A 15,825-nucleotide genomic window follows, 5' to 3' on the forward strand; every position below is an offset into this window, starting at 1 on the left:
CCTAGCCAGCTTTCTAGCCAGAAGTGCGAGAGCTTCCGGCCTTCCCATCCCGGTCACGCGACCGGGATGCTTCACGACCACAGTGTCGCCGCGGTCGGAATTGTCCAGGCGACAGCAACCACACCCCTACCCGACCAACTCCTCGCCGGCCTCCGGCTCCCACCTGTGCGCCCAAGCGACGAGCGGCCGCAGCGAGCTCATCAGTTCCGTGCCGCGTTGGGTGAGGTGGTAGCGCACCTGAACGGGCGTCGACGGGATGACCTCGCGCTCGATGAGCTGGGCGGTCTCGAGTTCGCGCAGGCGCTGCGCCAGCATCCGATCGGAGAGGCCGGTGACACTGCCCGCGATCTGGGAGAACCGGGTGGCGCCGCGGGCGATAGCCAGCAGGATGCCGGAGCTCCAGCGGCGGCCGACGAGCTCGACCGCCGAGGTGAACCGGCCGCACTGGTCGTCGGAGATGCGGGTGAAGCCGCGCAGCGAGGTGGTCGGAGTCGTGGTCACTTACCCATCGTAAGCCACTCACTCCGCGTTTGCAGCGGGCGCCCCACGCAGAGCAGACTCAAGGCATGCCCGACTATGGTCACGCCCTCCAATTCGGAACGTTCATCACGCCGACCAGCGCGTCGCCCGAGGCGCCCGTCGCGCTCGCGCAACTGAGCGAGCGCCTCGGCTACGACCTCGCGACCTTTCAGGACCACCCGTACCAGCCCGCGTTCCTCGACACGTGGACGCTGCTCTCCTACGTCGGCGCGGCGACCGAGCGCATCCGTCTCTCGGGCAACGTGCTCAACCTGCCGCTGCGCCAGCCCGCAGTGCTCGCGCGGTCGGTGGCGAGCCTCGACCTGCTCACCGGCGGGCGCATCGAGCTCGGTCTGGGCGCGGGCGGCTTCTGGGACGCGATCGAGGCGATGGGCCAGACCAAGCTCACTGCGGGTCAGGGCGTCGACGCGCTGAGCGAGGCCATCGACATCATCCGCGGCATCTGGAACACCGGCGAGCGCGCTCCGCTGCGCGTCGACGGCCGCTTCCATCACGTGCACGGCGCCAAGCGCGGGCCCGCGCCCGCTCACGACGTGGCCATCTGGCTCGGCGCGCTCAAGCCCCGCATGCTGCGCCTCATCGGCCGCAAGGCCGACGGCTGGCTGCCATCGCTCCCCTACCTGCAGCCCGGCGACCTCGCCCGTGGAAACGCGACCATCGACGATGCCGCGGATGCCGCAGGCCGCGCACCCAGCGAGATCCGGCGCCTGCTCAACATCGGTGGTCTCACCGAACCGGAGCGCATGGTCGACCAGCTCACCGGATTCGCCCTCGACGAGGGCGTGTCGACCTTCATTCTCATGGGCGATGACCCGCGCGCCCTGCAGGTGTTCGCCGACGAGGTCATCCCGGTCGTGCGCGCCGAGGTTGCCTCCGAACGCGCCCGGCGCGGAACGTCCGCCGCGCCGACCCGGTCGAACGCCGCACTCGCCCGGCGCCGCAGCGGCATCGACTACGACGCCGTGCCGGCCTCGCTCGCCGCATCCGCCATCGAACCGGGCGACCGGGCGTACGCGACGGTGCGCTCCACCTACATGCGCGGGGGCGAGCCGGGGCTCGTGCTGCGGCCGGCGACGGTCGCCGAGGTGACGGATGCCGTGGCCTACGCACGCGCGCACACTCACGTGCCGCTGTCGGTGCGCAGCGGCGGACACGGCATCAGCGGACGCTCCACGAACGACGGCGGCGTCGTGATCGACGTGGGAGCCCTCAACGAGATCACCGTGCTCGACGAGCAGCGCCGCTTGGTGCGCATCGGCCCCGGTGCGCGCTGGATGGACGTGGCGGCCGCCCTGCAGCCGCACGGCTGGGCGCTCTCGTCGGGCGACTACGGCGGCGTCGGCGTCGGTGGGCTCGCGACGGCGGGCGGGGTCGGTTGGCTCGTGCGCGAGCACGGCCTCACGATCGATCACCTGCGTGCCGCCGAGGTCGTGACGGCCGACGGCTCGCTCGTGCGCGCATCCGTCGACGAGAACGCTGAGCTGTTCTGGGGCATCCGTGGTGCCGGAGGCAACCTCGGGGTCGTCGTCGCGTTCGAGTTCGAGGTCGACGAGGTGGGCGATATCGGGTTCGCGACCCTCGGCATCCAGGTCGATGACACGGCGGAGTTCCTCGTTGACTGGGGCACCGCTCTGGAACGGGCGCCGCGCGACACGACGTCGTTCATGCTCATGGGCGCGCCTCGACCGGGCGGAGCGGCGCTCGCGCAGGTGATGGTGGCCGTCGACTCCGACGACCCCGAGACCGTGCTCGCGCGCCTGCAGCCGTTCGCCGACACCGGGCAACTCGTGCAGTCCGACGCGCGTATCCTCCCCTACGCAGCGGTCATGGCCAACGCGAGCACCGACCCGCACGACGGCCAGGGCGACCCGGCCGCCCGATCCGGACTGTTGCGATCGATCACACCCGAGTTCGCGGCTGCGGCCGCGCGGCTGATGGCGAGCGGCGCGGTCTACTTCTTCCAGATCCGCGCACTCGGCGGCGCTGTCGGCGACGTGCCGGCGGATGCGACGGCCTTCGCCGGGCGCGACGCCAACTTCTCGGTCGTCGCGATCGGGCAAGACCGCGAACGGATCAATCGAGCGTGGGCCGAACTCGAGCCGCACTTCTCGGGGCTCTACCTCAGCTTCGAGACGGACACCTCGGAAGCCCGGCTCGTCGAGGCCTTTCCCAACGGATCCCTCGAGCGGCTGCGGGCGCTCAAGGCCCAGGTCGACCCGGGCAACCTCTTCCGCGACAACTTCAACGTCGCGCCCGCCGCCGTCGGCTGAGCCGGCTCCGCGGACGGCGACGGCGACGGCGGGCGCTGCGGATGCGCTCCCCTCATGCCGCGGAAGTCGCACCTTCTCGAGCGGCGGCCATGCGACGGACATTCGCCTCGGCGAGGGCGATCATCACCGCGAGAAGCACGACGACGGCGGCGAGTACGACCTCCGCATGCACCACGCGGGCAAGGGGCACGATCGCCCAGGGAAGCACGATGCCGGCGATCCCCCACGTCGCGACCTCACGCCAGGGAACCCCGTAGCGCACGGACTCGCCGATGCTCGCGAGATAGAACAGCACGATTCCGGCTGCGATGCAGACTGCCGCACCGGGAGCGAGGCGGTGTCCGGCTTCGGCGACCGCCGAGCCGAGTCCGCTCGCGAACAGGGCGATGCCCGAGATGAGCACGAAGGGCAGATACATCACCGCGTCGCGCAGCGCCCCGATGCGGCCGGCCGACTGGAGCCGGCGCAGGCCGGATTCCGCAGAACCGGATGCGTAGTGGAAGAACACCCAGGCGAGCAGCGAGATGGCGAGGAAGGCGAGAACCGCCGTCACGCCTGATTCAAGCGACCAGTGCGCGTCGAGCTCCGCGATCGTCGCAAGGATCGACTCCCCGAAGACGATGACGATAAGCAGGCTCACCCGTTCGAGCAGGTGATCGACGTCGAGGGAGCGCTGCAACCACCTCGCCTGACTCCCGAGCGACGCCAGCAGCACCACCTCGACGGCGATCGCGACCGCCCACAGCACGTATTGCGCGGGCTGCGGAACGACCGCGGAGACGAGCCAGAGCGCGGCGGGGAGTCCGCTGTACGCGATCGGGCGCCACCACGGCATCCCGATGGTGCGCCTCTTCACCGCCCACGGCACCATCCAGATCAGCCGGAGGGTGGCGTTCCCCACCGCGAACGCCCATGCCCTCTCGGTGAGGGCCTCGGGCACCGCGGCCGCCATGACGCCGACGGCGAGCATCCCGACCGTGACGGCGGCCCAGAGCGCCCCTGAGACACGCGCCCCGAACAGGTTGAGGGTGAGGGTCATGTTCACCCACGCCCACCACGCCGGCGCCCAGAGCACGAAGAAGATGAGAGCGTCGCCCCACCCCGGATCGCCGTGCATCACTTGGGCGACCTGACCGATGTAGGCGACCATGACGAGGTCGAAGAACAACTCGAGCCAATGCACGCGTCGCCCACCGGGCGCTTCGACCTGCGATGCCTCGCTCACGCCGTCAGCCTAGGGCCGCATGCCCTTCTTCAGGCAAGCCCGGGTCGAACTGTCGGTCGTGGCCTGAGTTTCGTTTCGCCTCTGTTCGCGATGAGCGCTGGGCTCTATCGTGGGTGTCAGCGTCTCGCGCACTGGTGCGCCTGACCTCCCTGATCGAGCTGCGACGGCTGGCGATTGGAGTCGAAATGCCAGAGAGCTTCAAGCCCGCAAACCCCCTGCACGACCTGGCGGAGTCCGTTCCGTCATGGGGAACCAAGATGGCGTTCGGCCCGGGCATCACGGTGGCCGGCCAGGAGGTCGTACCGGCGGCATTGATCATCTTCGGCTTCGGCGGGGGCGCAGGCTCCGGCGAATTCCCTGAACACGGCTCGGCACCGGAGGGCCAGGGCGAAGGCAGCGGAGGCGGGGGTGGGGGTTACGTGCTGCCGATCGGCGCCTACGTCGGCGGTCCGAACGGGGTGAAGTTCCGGCCGAATCCCGTCGCCATCATCATTGTGAGCGCACCGTTGCTGAGCGCGGTCGGCTGGGCGATCGCGCGCATCATCAGCGCCGTCGTCGGACGACCCTTGAAATAGTCATCCGTCGGCCGTCCGAACTGCTTCCCGAACTGCGGCTGCGGTTTCCCGGCCCCGTCACGCGCGGAACGTGCCCGGCCGCGGTTGGTACCACTCGGGATTGAGATAGCCCGACTCCCACGGAAACCGCCCGTTGAGGTCGTCGTACGTGAGCTGGTACACCGGCACGGACAGTTCGTCAGGGCGATCAGCGAATCGGTTGGCCGCGAACACGATCTCTGCCGGGTTGGGCACCTCCTCGACCGTGACGCGGTGCGCCCACTCATCGAATTCGAGCACCTCCCCCGGCACGAGGTCACGGCCGGCCCGCACGCGCCCCGCGACGTCGTTCAGCAATCCACTGGCGACGGCAGTCGGCACGTGGAACACGAGCAACTCGGGGTGGCCGATGCCGAACAGGCCGGTCGTGTACGCGAACGAGGGCCTCGACTTGGCAATGTCTCCCGAGACGTACTGGATGAAGACGCCATGCTTGCGGATGATCTGGGCGGTACGCTCGTCTTCCTGGTCGAGCCAGGCTATGGTTTGCGCGGATTCTTCTTCCATCGGATGCTCCCTCGGGTCGTGCCCAAACGCTACGACCGCCCGCCGCTCGTCCAACAGCACGGGGATGTCCTGTGCGAGGTCGCCGGGGCTGTGGAGGAGTCGGCGACGCCGTACGAGAGCCGACCACGAACCGCGACCGCATGAGCGTCGCCCCTCGTCGCGATATCCCGCGAGCACTGTTGCGCGCGATGAGACAGCGCCTACGTTGGGAGCGTGGCATCCGGCGACCTGGTGATCGGCGCGACCCCGCGACCGTTCGATGCTCGCGGCGATTGCGGCGAGCCCGGCATTCGCGGCACGCGCGAAGAGCGCGTCAGGCATTGTGACCGCATCTCCGCCGCCCGTGCCACGCGCGTGAAGGGATCCTCATGAGAGTGCTGCTCGCCGGCGCATCCGGCGCCCTGGGCCGACAGCTCGCGCCGCAGCTGCTCGCCGCGGGCCACGGGGTGCTCGGCATCACCCGCAGCCCCGAGCGGGCCGAGCGGCTGCGGAGCATGGGAGCGGATGCCGTCGTCGCCGACGTGCTCGACCGTGATGCGCTGCTCGCGAGCCTCACCGGCCAGCGAGCCGACGCGGTCATGCATCAGCTCACCGCGCTCAGCAAACCGCCCCTGTTCTACGGATCGATGACGGCGACCAACGTGCTTCGCGAGAAAGGCACCGCGCACCTCATCGAGTCCGCCCACCTCGTCGGTGCCACCCGGATGATCACCCAGTCGATCGTGCTCGGCTACGGCTTCCGCAGCCACCACCCCGCGCCCGTCGACGAGAGCGTGCCCTTCGGCGTTCCCGAGGGCACGGGCGCCGACCCGACGTTCGCGGCGCTCGTCTCGGCCGAGCAGCAGGTCTTCACGGCATCCGGTCTCGAGGGCATCGCACTGCGCTACGGCATCTTCTACGGCGAGGACGTGCGCACGGTCGCCACGAGCCTGCGTCGACGGATGCTGCCCGTGACGTCGTGGGACGGCGCCATTCCCTTCGTGCACCACGCCGACGCCGCCTCCGCAGCTGTCGCCGCCCTCGACCGGGGCCGGGCCGGTACTGCCTACAACACCGCATCCGAGGAGCGCGTGAGCTGGCGCGAGTACGTCGAGACGGCCTCGCGCGTGCTGCGCCTGCCGGCACCACTGCGCGTGCCGGTCGGGGTGCTGCGCGCCGCGGCACCGTACGCGGGCGAGTTCATGACGCGAATCGACCTGCAGGTCTCGGCGCAGCGCGCACGGGACGAGCTGGCGTGGGAGCCGCGGTTCTCCACTGTCGAGCAGGGCCTCTCCGACGCGAAGTCGCTGCTGTAACCCCCGGCTGCCGCCGGCCGCTCGCATCCGCCACACTCGCGCGACAACCCTCCGGCCACGGGCGGATGCGGCGCCTCCGTCGACGCGGTCGGTGACGCCTCGCCCATCCGGCTCCCCTCGCCCAGGGATGTCAAGCCCATGATGCGGGTGGCGCTGCCGTACGTAGCCTGAGCGGACCACCTCGATCGGAGACACCCATGTCGGAACGCAACACGCTCGTACGCTCCCTGCACGACCTCGGCCTCGCGGCGTGGTTCGGCGGATCCCTCATGGGTGCCGTCGGCCTCAACGGCGCGGCCGCCCAAGCCGAGCCGGCGAGCCAGAAGCTCAAGATCTCGTCCATCGGATGGGGGCGCTGGGCTCCCGTGCAACTGGCGGCCCTCGCGGCCCACGGCGTCGGAGGCGTCGGCCTGATCCTCGGAAACAAGGCTCGCCTCGTCAACGATGAGGGCACGCAGATCAACACCGCGGTGAAGCTCGCGCTCACCGGGGTGGCCGGCGCCGCGACCCTCTACTCCGCGATTCTCGGCGGCACCATCGCCAAGCACTTCGACGAGGATGCCGAAGGCGTGACCGAGCCCGGAAGCGGCACCTCGAAGCAGCTCGCGGCCGCACAACGCAAGCAGAAGGTCGCACAGTGGGTGCTGCCGGCAGTCACCGGCGTGCTCATCGTGCTCGCCGCCCAGCAGGGCGAACAGCAGCGGCCCGTCGCCGGCTGGTTGCATCGCACGTTCGGCTGAGGCCGCACGGCTCCTGATCTCACACGGCTGAGGGATGCGCGGCCCCATCGGGCGACGCATCCCTCAGTCGTATGCCCCGGTCGCAGGGGCTCCTCGCGGGTTGATTGCTCAGGCGGCATCCGGAACGGCGATCACCTTGCCGACGACCTCGCCGGCCGCTGCCCGTGCGTGGATGGCGGCAAGGCCGTTCAGCGAGACCCGCTCAGCGACCTCGACGGTGAGTTCACCGCTGTCGACGAGGGAGACCAGCCGGGTCAGCTCGTCGACGTCGGGTCGCGCGAACACATCGGCCGTTCGCACGCCGCGCTCCTCGTCGCCGGGCGTCGTCATCCACGCGGTCGTGGCCACGACGATGCCGCCGTCGCGCACCACGGCGACGAGCTCGGCGAATTCCTCGGGGCTGAGCGGCGCCAGGTTCAGCAGCACGTCGACGGGCTCCGTCACCGCATCGAGAACGCTGGCATTCGTGTGGTCGATGACCTGCGACGCACCGGCCGCCTGCACGGTCTCCCGGCTGCGCGGGCTCGCAGTCGCGATCACGTGGGCTCCCGCCCGCGCGGCGAGCTGAACGGCGTATGCCCCGACCGCCCCGCCCGCACCCGTGATGAGCAGCCGCTGGCCGGCCTCGAGCGCGGCAACGTCGAACAGCGCCTGCCATGCCGTCAGCGCGACCGATGGCAGAGCGGCAGCGTCGGCCAGCGGGATGCTCGCCGGGGCGATGGCGAGCGCGTCCGCAGGGGCTACGACGTACTCGGCCGCGGATCCGTCTTCACCCATCGGCAGGAACCCGATCACGGCATCGCCGGGCTGGAAGGCCGAGACATCATCGCCGACCGCCTCGATCCTGCCCGACACGTCGTACCCGGGAACGTGCGGCAGGGTCACTCCGAAGGGCAGGGAGCCTGCTCGGATGCCTGCGTCGGCCGGGTTGTAGGCCGAGCCGGCCACACGGATAAGAACCTGACCCTCCCCCGCGACGGGCTGCGGCGCGTTCTCGTACTGCAGAACGTCGGGGCTGCCGAACTCGTGGAAACGTACTGCCTTCATGATCTTCCTCCTCCTGATGCTTCGAATGTGAAGCATCAGGAGCACGGTAACACTGCTTCGAGTTCGTAGCAAGTGTTTTGAGTTCGTAGTAACGGATAGGCTCGCGGCATGGCCTCCTCACCGCGCGACCTCAGCCCGACGGAGCTGGACGCCTATTTCTCGCTCATCGAGGTGAGCAGCCTCTTGCGGCATGCCGTCGAGCAGCAACTGCGCGACGCCGGCGACCTCAGCTACGTGCAGTTCCAGCTTCTGGGGCGTCTGGGCAACGCTCACTCGGGCAGCCACCGCATGACGGATCTCGCCGACGGCGTGGTCTACTCTCGCAGCGGTCTCACCTACCAGGCGCAACTGCTCGAGCAGCGCGGACTGGTCACGCGCGCCCCTTCCCTCGACGACGAGCGCAGCACGACCGTCACCATCACGCAGGAGGGCAGGGACCTGCTGGCCAAGGTTCTGGCCGGGCACATCGCCGTGCTCCACGACCTGCTGCTGGCGCCCTTGACCTCCGCGGATGTCGATGCCCTCGCGGATGTGCTGGGCCGACTGCGCGACCACATGCGCTCCGCACCCCCGCGCTCGGCGGCGCCACGCCGCCGCAAGACCACCTGACGCATCCGCCTCGCTCTGTGCAGTCAGGGGCGAACCCCGAGCGCAGCTGACGGTTCCGGGCCGGCGCCCTTACACCCCCTCGGCCTTCCATCCAGCCCCCTCGACCGTAGAGACACCCGCGCCTAGCGTTGACGACATGGTCATGGAACTCACACTCAACAACGGCATCACGATGCCCGCTCTCGGACTCGGCGTCTTCCAGTCCCCACCCGAAGAGACCACCGCGGCGGTGCAGGCCGCTCTCGCCACCGGATACCGCCACATCGACACGGCGGCCGCCTACGGCAACGAGCGGGGGGTCGGCGAAGGCATCCGCCGCTCGGGGCTCGATCGCTCCGAGGTGTTCATCGAGACGAAGGTCTGGGTGAGCGACTACGGGTACGACGAGACCCTGCACGCGTGGGAGAAGGCCACCGGCAAGCTCGGGGTCGAGACGCTCGACTTGCTCATCCTGCACCAGCCCGCGCCCGATCGCTTCGACAACACGATCGCCGCCTACACGGCGCTCGAGCGGCTGCTCCGTGACGGCCGGGTGCGCGCCATCGGCGTCAGCAACTTCATGCCCCACCACCTCGAGCGACTGCTCGCCGAGACGGAGGTCGTTCCCGCCGTCAACCAGATCGAGTTGCACCCCTACTTCAGCCAGCCCGACGTGCAGCGAGCGGATGCTGCCAGCGGCATCCTCACGCAGGCCTGGTCCCCGATCGGCGGCATCACCTTCTATCCCGGTTGGGGCGAAGACCGCAAGAGCGTGATGGACGACCCGACGATCGCCGCCATCGCGCAGGCGCATGCGAAGTCGCCGGCCCAGGTGATGCTGCGCTGGCACCTGCAGCAGGGCCGCTCCGCTATCCCGAAGTCGGTGAATCCGAAGCGCATCGCCGAGAACTTCGACGTGTTCGACTTCGAGTTGAGCGCCGACGAGCTGGCGAGCATCGACGCGCTCGACACGGGCGTTCGCAGCGGACCCGACCCCGACGAAGCGCGCGAGGAGCGCTTCGCGATGGTCATTCCCGAAGCTTGACCGAAGCATCCGGAAACTGAGCCGGGAGTAGGAACCCGTTCGCGCGGGTGCCGGCGATCAGGAGCCGACGTTCTCGCTCTGCAGGAGGGAGTACCCGATCGCCGATACGACGACTCCCGCGATGGCCACGCCCACCAGGAGGTAGGCGATCGGGCTGCGACGGTAACCACGCAGCACCGGCAGGCCGGACCCTGCGATCAGCACGCCGAACGCCGCTGCCGCGACGGCGACCAACAGAAACGACTCGTCCCATGCCAGGCTCACCCGGGCGCTGTAGTCCTGGCCCGCGTCGATGAACGCGGTATGGCTGGCGATCATCTGCGGAACCTGCCAGAGGGTGTAGCCGGCCGCACACGCTCCAAAGATGGCTCCGACCGTGTGCAGGGTGTATGCCCAGAACATCCGGGCTCCGCTGGCGAGTGGCTTGCCCGGTCGTCGCCCGCCTGCTTCGACGGAGCCCTGTTGAACGGTCACGGACTCCCCAGCGTGGGTAACCCTGTCGAACCGACGTTGCACCATCTCCCGAGTATGTCCTGCCCCCGAGAATGCCGCACGCGATGAGGGCCGCGCCTTCCTGAGGCGCGGCGCGACGGTGGCCGCCGACCGCCTCCTGCAAGGCGTCTGAGCCTGCCCGGTCCTGCACGTCTGCAGTCGGGGCCCATCCACGGAATGCACCCACAGGGGATGCGCCGCGCCCGGAGGCCCGGCGCATCCCGCACAGTGGGCGCTGCTACTCGCCGACCTTGTCGTCGGCCGCCTTCTCGCCGGCGTCGATCTTGTCGCTGAACTTGCCGCCGGTCGCCGAGTCGGCGGCGTCGCCGGCCTTGTCGAGCGCCGAGTCGCTGGCCTTCTCGCCCTGGTCGCTGTTCGCGAAGTCCTTCGCCTTATCGCCGAGGCCACCCAGATCTGCCATGAGAATCTCCATCCGTCGCCGCCGGTGAGGCGGATGCCGCCAGTCTGTGGCCGCGGCGGCAGTCCCGCACCGGGCTTGCGCGCCGCGCGCGCCAGTGCAATACGAGCGGGTCGACTTGCCACTTCTTGCGGGTTCCGAGGCGCCCGAAGCCGCAAGAAGTGGCAAGTCGGCCCGTGTGGGATGCCGGGTGGCGCGTGCCGCTACCGCGCGGTGTACCCTCCGTCGACGAGGTGATAGCTGCCCGTGATGAAGCTCGCGGCATCGCTCGCGAGGAACGCGACCAGCGCGGCCACCTCGTCCGCCTCACCCAGACGCCCGAGCGGGTGCAGGCCCACCAGGTAGGCCTGGGCATCGGCGTCGAGGTTCGCGTCGATCAGCGGGGTCTTGATGAAGCCGGGCCCGACCGAGTTCACGCGCACGCCCTGGGCCGCGTACTCGATCGCCGCGTTCTTCGTCAGTCCGAGAACGCCGTGCTTGGCCGTTACGTATGCGACCGAGTTCGCGAAGCCGACACTTCCGAGGATCGATGCGACGTTCACGATCGATCCCCCACCGTTGGCCACGATCGCCGGCAGCTGCGCGCGCATTCCGTAGAACAGCGAGCTCAGGTTGATGTCGATCACCCGCGCCCACGAGTCCAGCGGGTAGTCGCCGGTGAGCGCCGACGCTCCGCCGATGCCGGCGTTGTTCACGGCGATACGCAGCGGCGCCAGGTCGTTCGCCGCGCCGATCGATGACTCGACCCAGCCCTGGTCGGTCACATCGCCGACGGATGCGGCTGCTCGCCCCCCTGCATCCGTGATCTCGCGCACCACGCGCTCGGCAGACTCGGCGTTCAGATCGTTCACGAGAACGGCGGCTCCGCTGGCCGCGAGGGTGAGGGCGACGCTGCGGCCGATGCCGCTGCCCGCTCCCGTGACGATCGCCGAACGGTCTGCCACGTCGTAGGTAGCCATGATGTCCTTTCCTGTCGGGGTGATGACAGGTCGGATCGTGGCGAAACGGCCGGTCTCGTCACGGTGTCCGGCCTGATGCCACGCTACGCCTCGGCACGGATGCCGTCACGGCCACCGAGCAAACGAGCACCCCCTCGCGTGCCTTCCTTTCTGGGGGCCGTTGCGCTGCCGACGGAGGCGCCGCGGCATCCTTACTCTGTGAGCAGTCATGAAGGAAGGAACGCGTCGATGCCCACGCTGAAGCCCCGCGTCACCGCTTCGGCGGGGCGATCGTCGAAGCGACGCATCCCTCGCTCCTTCTGGGTCGTTCCAGCGCTTCTCGCGCCGTTCGTCGTCGTGTCGGCATTCACGAGTGGGATCGGCGGCGTGCTGATCGTCGTCGGACTCGCCGCACTGCTGACGGGCATCTACGTGGCGATCACCGGCCGGCGCAGCTGGGCGATGCTGGCCTCTCGAAAGGCGGGCGCCATCGCGTCGGGCGCCGCTGTCGTCGCGGTGATCGTGGGCTCCGCGCTCGTCGGCCCATCGACGTCAGCGAGTCCCGACGCCGCCTCGACGCCGACACCGACGGCTTCTGTCACCGCACCATCGACAGCCACACCCACGCCCACTCCGACCGCCGACCCGGAGCTCGATCCGTCGACGGTGCAGGCGGCGAGTGATGCGGCATCCGTCGTCATCGAGAACGACGCCGCGACGAGCAACCGGTCCGCGCTGAGCCTTCTCGCCACCCTTCCGGTCAAGGGCCGCGCGCCGAAGACGGGGTACGACCGCACCGACGACTTCGGCATCGCCTGGCTCGACGTGGATCGAAACGGATGCGACACCCGCAACGACGTGCTGGCCCGCGACCTGGCCGACATCGACCGCCCTGCAGGATGCAGGGTTCTGAGCGGCACGCTGCACGACCCGTACACCGGCACCACGATCGCGTTCGTGCGCGGCAACACCACGTCGACGGCGGTGCAGATCGACCATGTCGTCGCGCTCATGAACGCGTGGGAGACCGGCGCGCAGCAGCTCAGCCAGGCGCAGCGCATCTCGCTTGCGAACGACCCGATGAACCTCTTCGCCGTCGACGGACCGACGAACGCCAAGAAGAGCGACGGGGATGCCGCGACCTGGCTGCCACCGTCGAAGTCGTTCCGGTGCGAGTACGTCGCCCATCAGGTCTCCGTCAAGGCGAGGTACGGGCTCTGGGTCACGGCAGCCGAGCAAGATGCGATGACGCGGGTGCTCGCGACGTGCCCGGATCAGAAGGCGGTCACCTCTCCGTTCGCCCTGCCGGCCCCCGCTCCCACCGTCCCTCCGGCGCCGGCGCCTGCCCCGGCGCCGGCTCCTGCACCTGCGCCCGTCCCCGCACCTGCGCCGGTTCCCGATCCTGCGCCGGTTCCGGCTCCTGCGCCGGCACCCGCTCCCGCTGTTCCCGACGGCGGTGGCGCGACCGCGCTCTGCAATGACGGCACCTATTCCTTCGCCGAGCACCACCAGGGGGCGTGCTCGCACCATGGCGGCGTCTCGATCTTCTACAAGTAAGACCGCGGCGAGCGCGTCTACCGCGTCAGCGGCATCCTGCCGGCGCCGCTCGTGCCAATGCGCACGAGGGTCACGGCCCTCCCAGCCAGTGCTCGATGCGGCGGGTATCTGGGGCGAAGCCGTGGCTGACGCCGTAGAGCACCGCCTGCGTGCGCGTGGTAACCCCGATCTTGCGGTAGACCGAGCGGATGTAGGACTTCACCGTGTTGGGGCTGAGGTAAGTGAGGCGGGCGACATCCGCATTGCTCTTGCCCTGGGTGATGAGCGCGAGGATCTCGGACTCGCGATCGGTGATGCCCTCGAGGCGTCCCGGCCAGTCGAGGCCGGGTGCGCTCGGGGCGCGGCGGCCGGGGTCGCTGAACACCATCTCGCCCGCGTTCACCGCCTCGATGGCGGCGACGAGCTCTGCCGCGGTGAGCGTCTTCGACAGGTACCCGTGCACGCCCAGCTGCCGAGCAGACTCGATGAGGTCGGGATGGAAGTTCCAGGTGTAGACCACGACATGCCGCGCCCGCGGATTGGCCACCAGCCCGGCGATCTCGTCGTGGTCCGACTCCGGCTGGGCGAACGAGTCGTACAGCACGACGTCCACCGGATCCTCCATCGCGGTGCGCGCGTCGATCTCGGCCACGACGACGCGGTCGCGGTAGTTGTCGAACAGGTGCGCCAGACCGGTGAGCACGATGTCGTAGTCATCGATCAGCGCGACCGTCACGGCTCGGGTCGCACGAGGAGAGGGCATGGATTCAGGATTACACCCCCAGGGGTGTGACGGCACACCCGCAGGGGTGGTGAAGTGGGAACTCCCCAACCGAATCCGGATGCGCCGACGGCGCCACCCGGTCGGGCGCACCGCGTCCGCTGAACAAAGGAGAAGGCCATGATCGGTCTCATCATCAGCATCATCATCATCGGCCTGATCGCCGGTTTCATCGCCCGCGCCGTCATTCCCGGCAAGCAGGAGATGGGCATTCTCATGACGATCCTGCTGGGGATCATCGGATCGTTCGTCGGCGGATTCCTCGGATTCCTGATCTTCCAGCACGACCCGATGGACGGCTTCTTCCAGCCCGCCGGCATCATCGGCTCCATCATCGGCGCGATCATCGTGCTCGCCATCTACGTCGCCGTCACGCGTCGCCGCGGCGTCGCCCGCTGACCCAGCGGCATCCGCCCTCGCCGGGCATCCCTTGACCGGCGATGGCACCGGCCACCGACAGCCTCGCGCTGGCGGTGGCCGTTTTCGCGTCACGCGCAGCATCCGGCCAGCGTCCGCAGTTCGGGTTGGCCCTTTCCGACGAATCAGTCGATGTTCTACTATGTAGAACATGGCCGAATCCTCCGACGATGCCGCCGAAGCTACCGAGAGCGTCGGCATACGCTCTCTCAAGCAGAACGCATCCGCCGTTGTTGCTCGAGCCGAGGCGGGCGCGAACCTGACCATCACGGATCGCGGTCGCCCGGTCGCTCGGTTGAGCCCGATCGGCAGGTCTCGGCTGGCCGAACTGGAGACTGCGGGCCGTCTTCGCGCCCCCCTTCGGGACCTCACCGAGCTTCCTCCTGCGGCCACCGGCAGCCCTCTCTCTGCAGTGCTTGCGCAGATGAGGGACGAAGAGGACGTGTAGTGGCCTGGTACGTCGACACGTCCGCTCTTGTGAAGCTTCTCGTCACCGAGACGGAGTCTGCTGCGCTTCGGCGATGGCTGGTCGCCTCTCCTCGCATCCTGATCACGAGCGACCTGACCCGCACGGAACTCATGCGGGCGGTGCGTCGGGGCGCGCCGGGGCTCGCCACGCAGGCGCGTGTCGTGCTCGAGAGCGTCTCCCTTGTCTCCCCCGCTCGTGACACCTTCGACGCAGCCGGCCGACTCGCGCCCGCGACCCTGCGAACTCGGGATGCCATCCACCTTGCTTCCGCCCTTGAGCTCGGCGACGACCTCGAGGGCGTGCTCACCTACGATTCCCGCATGGCGAACGCAGCGGAAGCGTACGGCATCCCGGTCGTGGGTCCCACATAGGCTGAACGGATGGATGCCTGTACCGCCCTAGCCGAGTCCATCGAGCGCCTTGCGCAGCGCGGGCACTCCGATCGCAGATTCCTCAAGGAGCTCGGCCGGGCAGCCGGCGTACGGCGCGGCATCCTCTGGGTGCCCGACGCGGCGACCGGCGGCCGCAACCTGCTGAAGGGTCGCGGCTTTCGTCGACGCGTCGACGACGACACCTCCGGTCAGGCGCGCCACTTCGCGGGCATGGTCGCCGTGACCTCCCGGCTCGGCGGCCGGCTCACGCGCTGGGCGTCGATCCACGTGGGACGCGATGCCCCCGACACGGCCGACGGCCGGCTGACGGAGGACGCCATCGAGTTCTCCCGGCTGGTGCTCTCAGGCGAGCTCGCGCAGACGGATGCCGCCGACTGGGTGCGCGGGCACCTCTGCGCCGGTGGCGGTACCGCCGCGTCGGGCGGGAGCGGCCCGACCGCGGCATCCGGGAGCTAGTCGTACCGCTCGTCGCGGAGTTCGACCGCCAACGGAAGGTCAGTCCTCACCTGCC

Annotated in this window: 20 protein-coding genes; 12 read left to right on the forward strand and 8 right to left on the reverse strand. The window is 69.4% G+C overall.

Going from position 1 to position 15,825, the window contains the following annotated elements; all coding sequences use genetic code 11:
• Window positions 1-126: 126 nt before the first annotated feature.
• Window positions 127-501 (reverse strand): winged helix-turn-helix transcriptional regulator, encoded by a 375-nt coding sequence (locus tag WDJ51_RS08585; RefSeq protein WP_337852033.1) that lies wholly within the window; start codon window positions 499-501, stop codon window positions 127-129.
• A gap of 65 nt (window positions 502-566) precedes the next feature.
• On the opposite strand from WDJ51_RS08585, the gene WDJ51_RS08590 reads away from it, so the two are divergent.
• Window positions 567-2,810: an LLM class flavin-dependent oxidoreductase gene (locus WDJ51_RS08590; RefSeq protein WP_337852034.1), complete on the forward strand. Its 2,244-nt coding sequence runs from the start codon at window positions 567-569 to the stop codon at window positions 2,808-2,810.
• Window positions 2,811-2,862: 52 nt separating this feature from the next.
• On the opposite strand, the gene WDJ51_RS08595 is transcribed toward WDJ51_RS08590, so the two are convergent.
• Window positions 2,863-4,035, reverse strand: coding sequence for a low temperature requirement protein A (locus WDJ51_RS08595; RefSeq protein WP_337852035.1), 1,173 nt, complete (start codon window positions 4,033-4,035; stop codon window positions 2,863-2,865).
• Window positions 4,036-4,220: 185 nt separating this feature from the next.
• On the opposite strand from WDJ51_RS08595, the gene WDJ51_RS08600 reads away from it, so the two are divergent.
• Entirely contained in the window at window positions 4,221-4,610 is a 390-nt protein-coding gene (locus WDJ51_RS08600; RefSeq protein ID WP_337852036.1) for a hypothetical protein, read from the forward strand.
• A 57-nt stretch (window positions 4,611-4,667) separates the two neighbouring features.
• Here WDJ51_RS08600 and WDJ51_RS08605 read toward each other — a convergent pair whose 3' ends face one another.
• Window positions 4,668-5,216, reverse strand: coding sequence for a DUF4262 domain-containing protein (locus WDJ51_RS08605; protein ID WP_337852037.1), 549 nt, complete (start codon window positions 5,214-5,216; stop codon window positions 4,668-4,670).
• Window positions 5,217-5,369: 153 nt separating this feature from the next.
• Between WDJ51_RS08605 and WDJ51_RS08610 the strand changes: the two genes are divergently transcribed.
• From WDJ51_RS08610 to WDJ51_RS08620, 3 genes are all read left to right on the forward strand, one after another.
• Window positions 5,370-5,528: a hypothetical protein gene (locus tag WDJ51_RS08610; protein ID WP_337852038.1), complete on the forward strand. Its 159-nt coding sequence runs from the start codon at window positions 5,370-5,372 to the stop codon at window positions 5,526-5,528.
• Window positions 5,525-6,451 (forward strand): NAD-dependent epimerase/dehydratase family protein, encoded by a 927-nt coding sequence (locus WDJ51_RS08615; RefSeq protein ID WP_337852039.1) that lies wholly within the window; start codon window positions 5,525-5,527, stop codon window positions 6,449-6,451. The genes WDJ51_RS08610 and WDJ51_RS08615 overlap by 4 nt, the downstream gene beginning before the upstream one ends.
• A gap of 197 nt (window positions 6,452-6,648) precedes the next feature.
• Complete coding sequence (locus WDJ51_RS08620; protein ID WP_337852040.1) at window positions 6,649-7,191, forward strand: hypothetical protein; 543 nt, start codon at window positions 6,649-6,651, stop codon at window positions 7,189-7,191.
• A gap of 108 nt (window positions 7,192-7,299) precedes the next feature.
• On the opposite strand, the gene WDJ51_RS08625 is transcribed toward WDJ51_RS08620, so the two are convergent.
• Window positions 7,300-8,238: an NADP-dependent oxidoreductase gene (locus WDJ51_RS08625; RefSeq protein ID WP_337852041.1), complete on the reverse strand. Its 939-nt coding sequence runs from the start codon at window positions 8,236-8,238 to the stop codon at window positions 7,300-7,302.
• Window positions 8,239-8,346: 108 nt separating this feature from the next.
• Here WDJ51_RS08625 and WDJ51_RS08630 point away from each other — a divergent pair, with 108 nt between their 5' ends.
• Complete coding sequence (locus WDJ51_RS08630; RefSeq protein WP_337852042.1) at window positions 8,347-8,847, forward strand: MarR family winged helix-turn-helix transcriptional regulator; 501 nt, start codon at window positions 8,347-8,349, stop codon at window positions 8,845-8,847.
• 142 nt (window positions 8,848-8,989) lie between these two features.
• Window positions 8,990-9,871, forward strand: a complete 882-nt coding sequence (locus tag WDJ51_RS08635) for an aldo/keto reductase (RefSeq protein ID WP_337852087.1) — start codon at window positions 8,990-8,992, stop codon at window positions 9,869-9,871.
• 57 nt (window positions 9,872-9,928) lie between these two features.
• Here the strand turns inward: WDJ51_RS08635 and WDJ51_RS08640 are convergent, their stop codons facing one another.
• From WDJ51_RS08640 to WDJ51_RS08650, 3 genes are all read right to left on the reverse strand, one after another.
• Window positions 9,929-10,345: a hypothetical protein gene (locus WDJ51_RS08640; protein ID WP_337852043.1), complete on the reverse strand. Its 417-nt coding sequence runs from the start codon at window positions 10,343-10,345 to the stop codon at window positions 9,929-9,931.
• A gap of 256 nt (window positions 10,346-10,601) precedes the next feature.
• A complete protein-coding gene (locus WDJ51_RS08645) occupies window positions 10,602-10,784 on the reverse strand; it encodes an antitoxin (protein ID WP_337852044.1) in 183 nt (60 codons plus the stop codon).
• Window positions 10,785-10,984: 200 nt separating this feature from the next.
• Window positions 10,985-11,740, reverse strand: coding sequence for an SDR family NAD(P)-dependent oxidoreductase (locus WDJ51_RS08650; RefSeq protein ID WP_337852045.1), 756 nt, complete (start codon window positions 11,738-11,740; stop codon window positions 10,985-10,987).
• 228 nt (window positions 11,741-11,968) lie between these two features.
• Here WDJ51_RS08650 and WDJ51_RS08655 point away from each other — a divergent pair, with 228 nt between their 5' ends.
• A complete protein-coding gene (locus tag WDJ51_RS08655) occupies window positions 11,969-13,276 on the forward strand; it encodes a GmrSD restriction endonuclease domain-containing protein (RefSeq protein ID WP_337852046.1) in 1,308 nt (435 codons plus the stop codon).
• A gap of 70 nt (window positions 13,277-13,346) precedes the next feature.
• Here the strand turns inward: WDJ51_RS08655 and WDJ51_RS08660 are convergent, their stop codons facing one another.
• Window positions 13,347-14,018, reverse strand: coding sequence for a response regulator transcription factor (locus tag WDJ51_RS08660; RefSeq protein ID WP_337852047.1), 672 nt, complete (start codon window positions 14,016-14,018; stop codon window positions 13,347-13,349).
• Between the two features lie 138 nt (window positions 14,019-14,156).
• On the opposite strand from WDJ51_RS08660, the gene WDJ51_RS08665 reads away from it, so the two are divergent.
• The 4 genes from WDJ51_RS08665 (at window position 14,157) to WDJ51_RS08680 (ending at window position 15,770) form a co-directional block, all read left to right on the forward strand.
• A complete protein-coding gene (locus tag WDJ51_RS08665) occupies window positions 14,157-14,435 on the forward strand; it encodes a GlsB/YeaQ/YmgE family stress response membrane protein (protein WP_337852048.1) in 279 nt (92 codons plus the stop codon).
• Between the two features lie 169 nt (window positions 14,436-14,604).
• The gene (locus WDJ51_RS08670) at window positions 14,605-14,901 is read left to right on the forward strand and encodes a type II toxin-antitoxin system Phd/YefM family antitoxin (protein ID WP_337852049.1); all 297 of its coding nucleotides are present in this window, start codon (window positions 14,605-14,607) and stop codon (window positions 14,899-14,901) included.
• Window positions 14,901-15,293 (forward strand): type II toxin-antitoxin system VapC family toxin, encoded by a 393-nt coding sequence (locus WDJ51_RS08675; protein WP_337852050.1) that lies wholly within the window; start codon window positions 14,901-14,903, stop codon window positions 15,291-15,293. Before WDJ51_RS08670 ends, WDJ51_RS08675 begins: the two co-directional genes overlap by 1 nt.
• Before the next feature lie 9 nt (window positions 15,294-15,302).
• Window positions 15,303-15,770, forward strand: a complete 468-nt coding sequence (locus WDJ51_RS08680) for a hypothetical protein (protein WP_337852051.1) — start codon at window positions 15,303-15,305, stop codon at window positions 15,768-15,770.
• Window positions 15,771-15,825 lie beyond the last annotated feature (55 nt).

Source organism: Rathayibacter sp. YIM 133350, from assembly GCF_037404875.1.
In the GTDB taxonomy this organism is placed as follows: domain Bacteria; phylum Actinomycetota; class Actinomycetes; order Actinomycetales; family Microbacteriaceae; genus Orlajensenia.

Bases quoted from the DNA above. Each gene is read 5' to 3' on its own strand.
- WDJ51_RS08645 (WP_337852044.1), bottom strand. From the start codon at position 10,784: ATGGCAGATCTGGGTGGCCTCGGCGATAAGGCGAAGGACTTCGCGAAC.
- WDJ51_RS08660 (WP_337852047.1), bottom strand. From the start codon at position 14,018: ATGCCCTCTCCTCGTGCGACCCGAGCCGTGACGGTCGCGCTGATCGAT.
- WDJ51_RS08615 (WP_337852039.1), top strand. From the start codon at position 5,525: ATGAGAGTGCTGCTCGCCGGCGCATCCGGCGCCCTGGGCCGACAGCTC.
- WDJ51_RS08590 (WP_337852034.1), top strand. From the start codon at position 567: ATGCCCGACTATGGTCACGCCCTCCAATTCGGAACGTTCATCACGCCG.
- WDJ51_RS08600 (WP_337852036.1), top strand. From the start codon at position 4,221: ATGCCAGAGAGCTTCAAGCCCGCAAACCCCCTGCACGACCTGGCGGAG.
- WDJ51_RS08650 (WP_337852045.1), bottom strand. From the start codon at position 11,740: ATGGCTACCTACGACGTGGCAGACCGTTCGGCGATCGTCACGGGAGCG.
- WDJ51_RS08625 (WP_337852041.1), bottom strand. From the start codon at position 8,238: ATGAAGGCAGTACGTTTCCACGAGTTCGGCAGCCCCGACGTTCTGCAG.
- WDJ51_RS08665 (WP_337852048.1), top strand. From the start codon at position 14,157: ATGATCGGTCTCATCATCAGCATCATCATCATCGGCCTGATCGCCGGT.
- WDJ51_RS08635 (WP_337852087.1), top strand. From the start codon at position 8,990: ATGGAACTCACACTCAACAACGGCATCACGATGCCCGCTCTCGGACTC.
- WDJ51_RS08630 (WP_337852042.1), top strand. From the start codon at position 8,347: ATGGCCTCCTCACCGCGCGACCTCAGCCCGACGGAGCTGGACGCCTAT.
- WDJ51_RS08655 (WP_337852046.1), top strand. From the start codon at position 11,969: ATGCCCACGCTGAAGCCCCGCGTCACCGCTTCGGCGGGGCGATCGTCG.
- WDJ51_RS08620 (WP_337852040.1), top strand. From the start codon at position 6,649: ATGTCGGAACGCAACACGCTCGTACGCTCCCTGCACGACCTCGGCCTC.
- WDJ51_RS08680 (WP_337852051.1), top strand. From the start codon at position 15,303: ATGGATGCCTGTACCGCCCTAGCCGAGTCCATCGAGCGCCTTGCGCAG.
- WDJ51_RS08670 (WP_337852049.1), top strand. From the start codon at position 14,605: ATGGCCGAATCCTCCGACGATGCCGCCGAAGCTACCGAGAGCGTCGGC.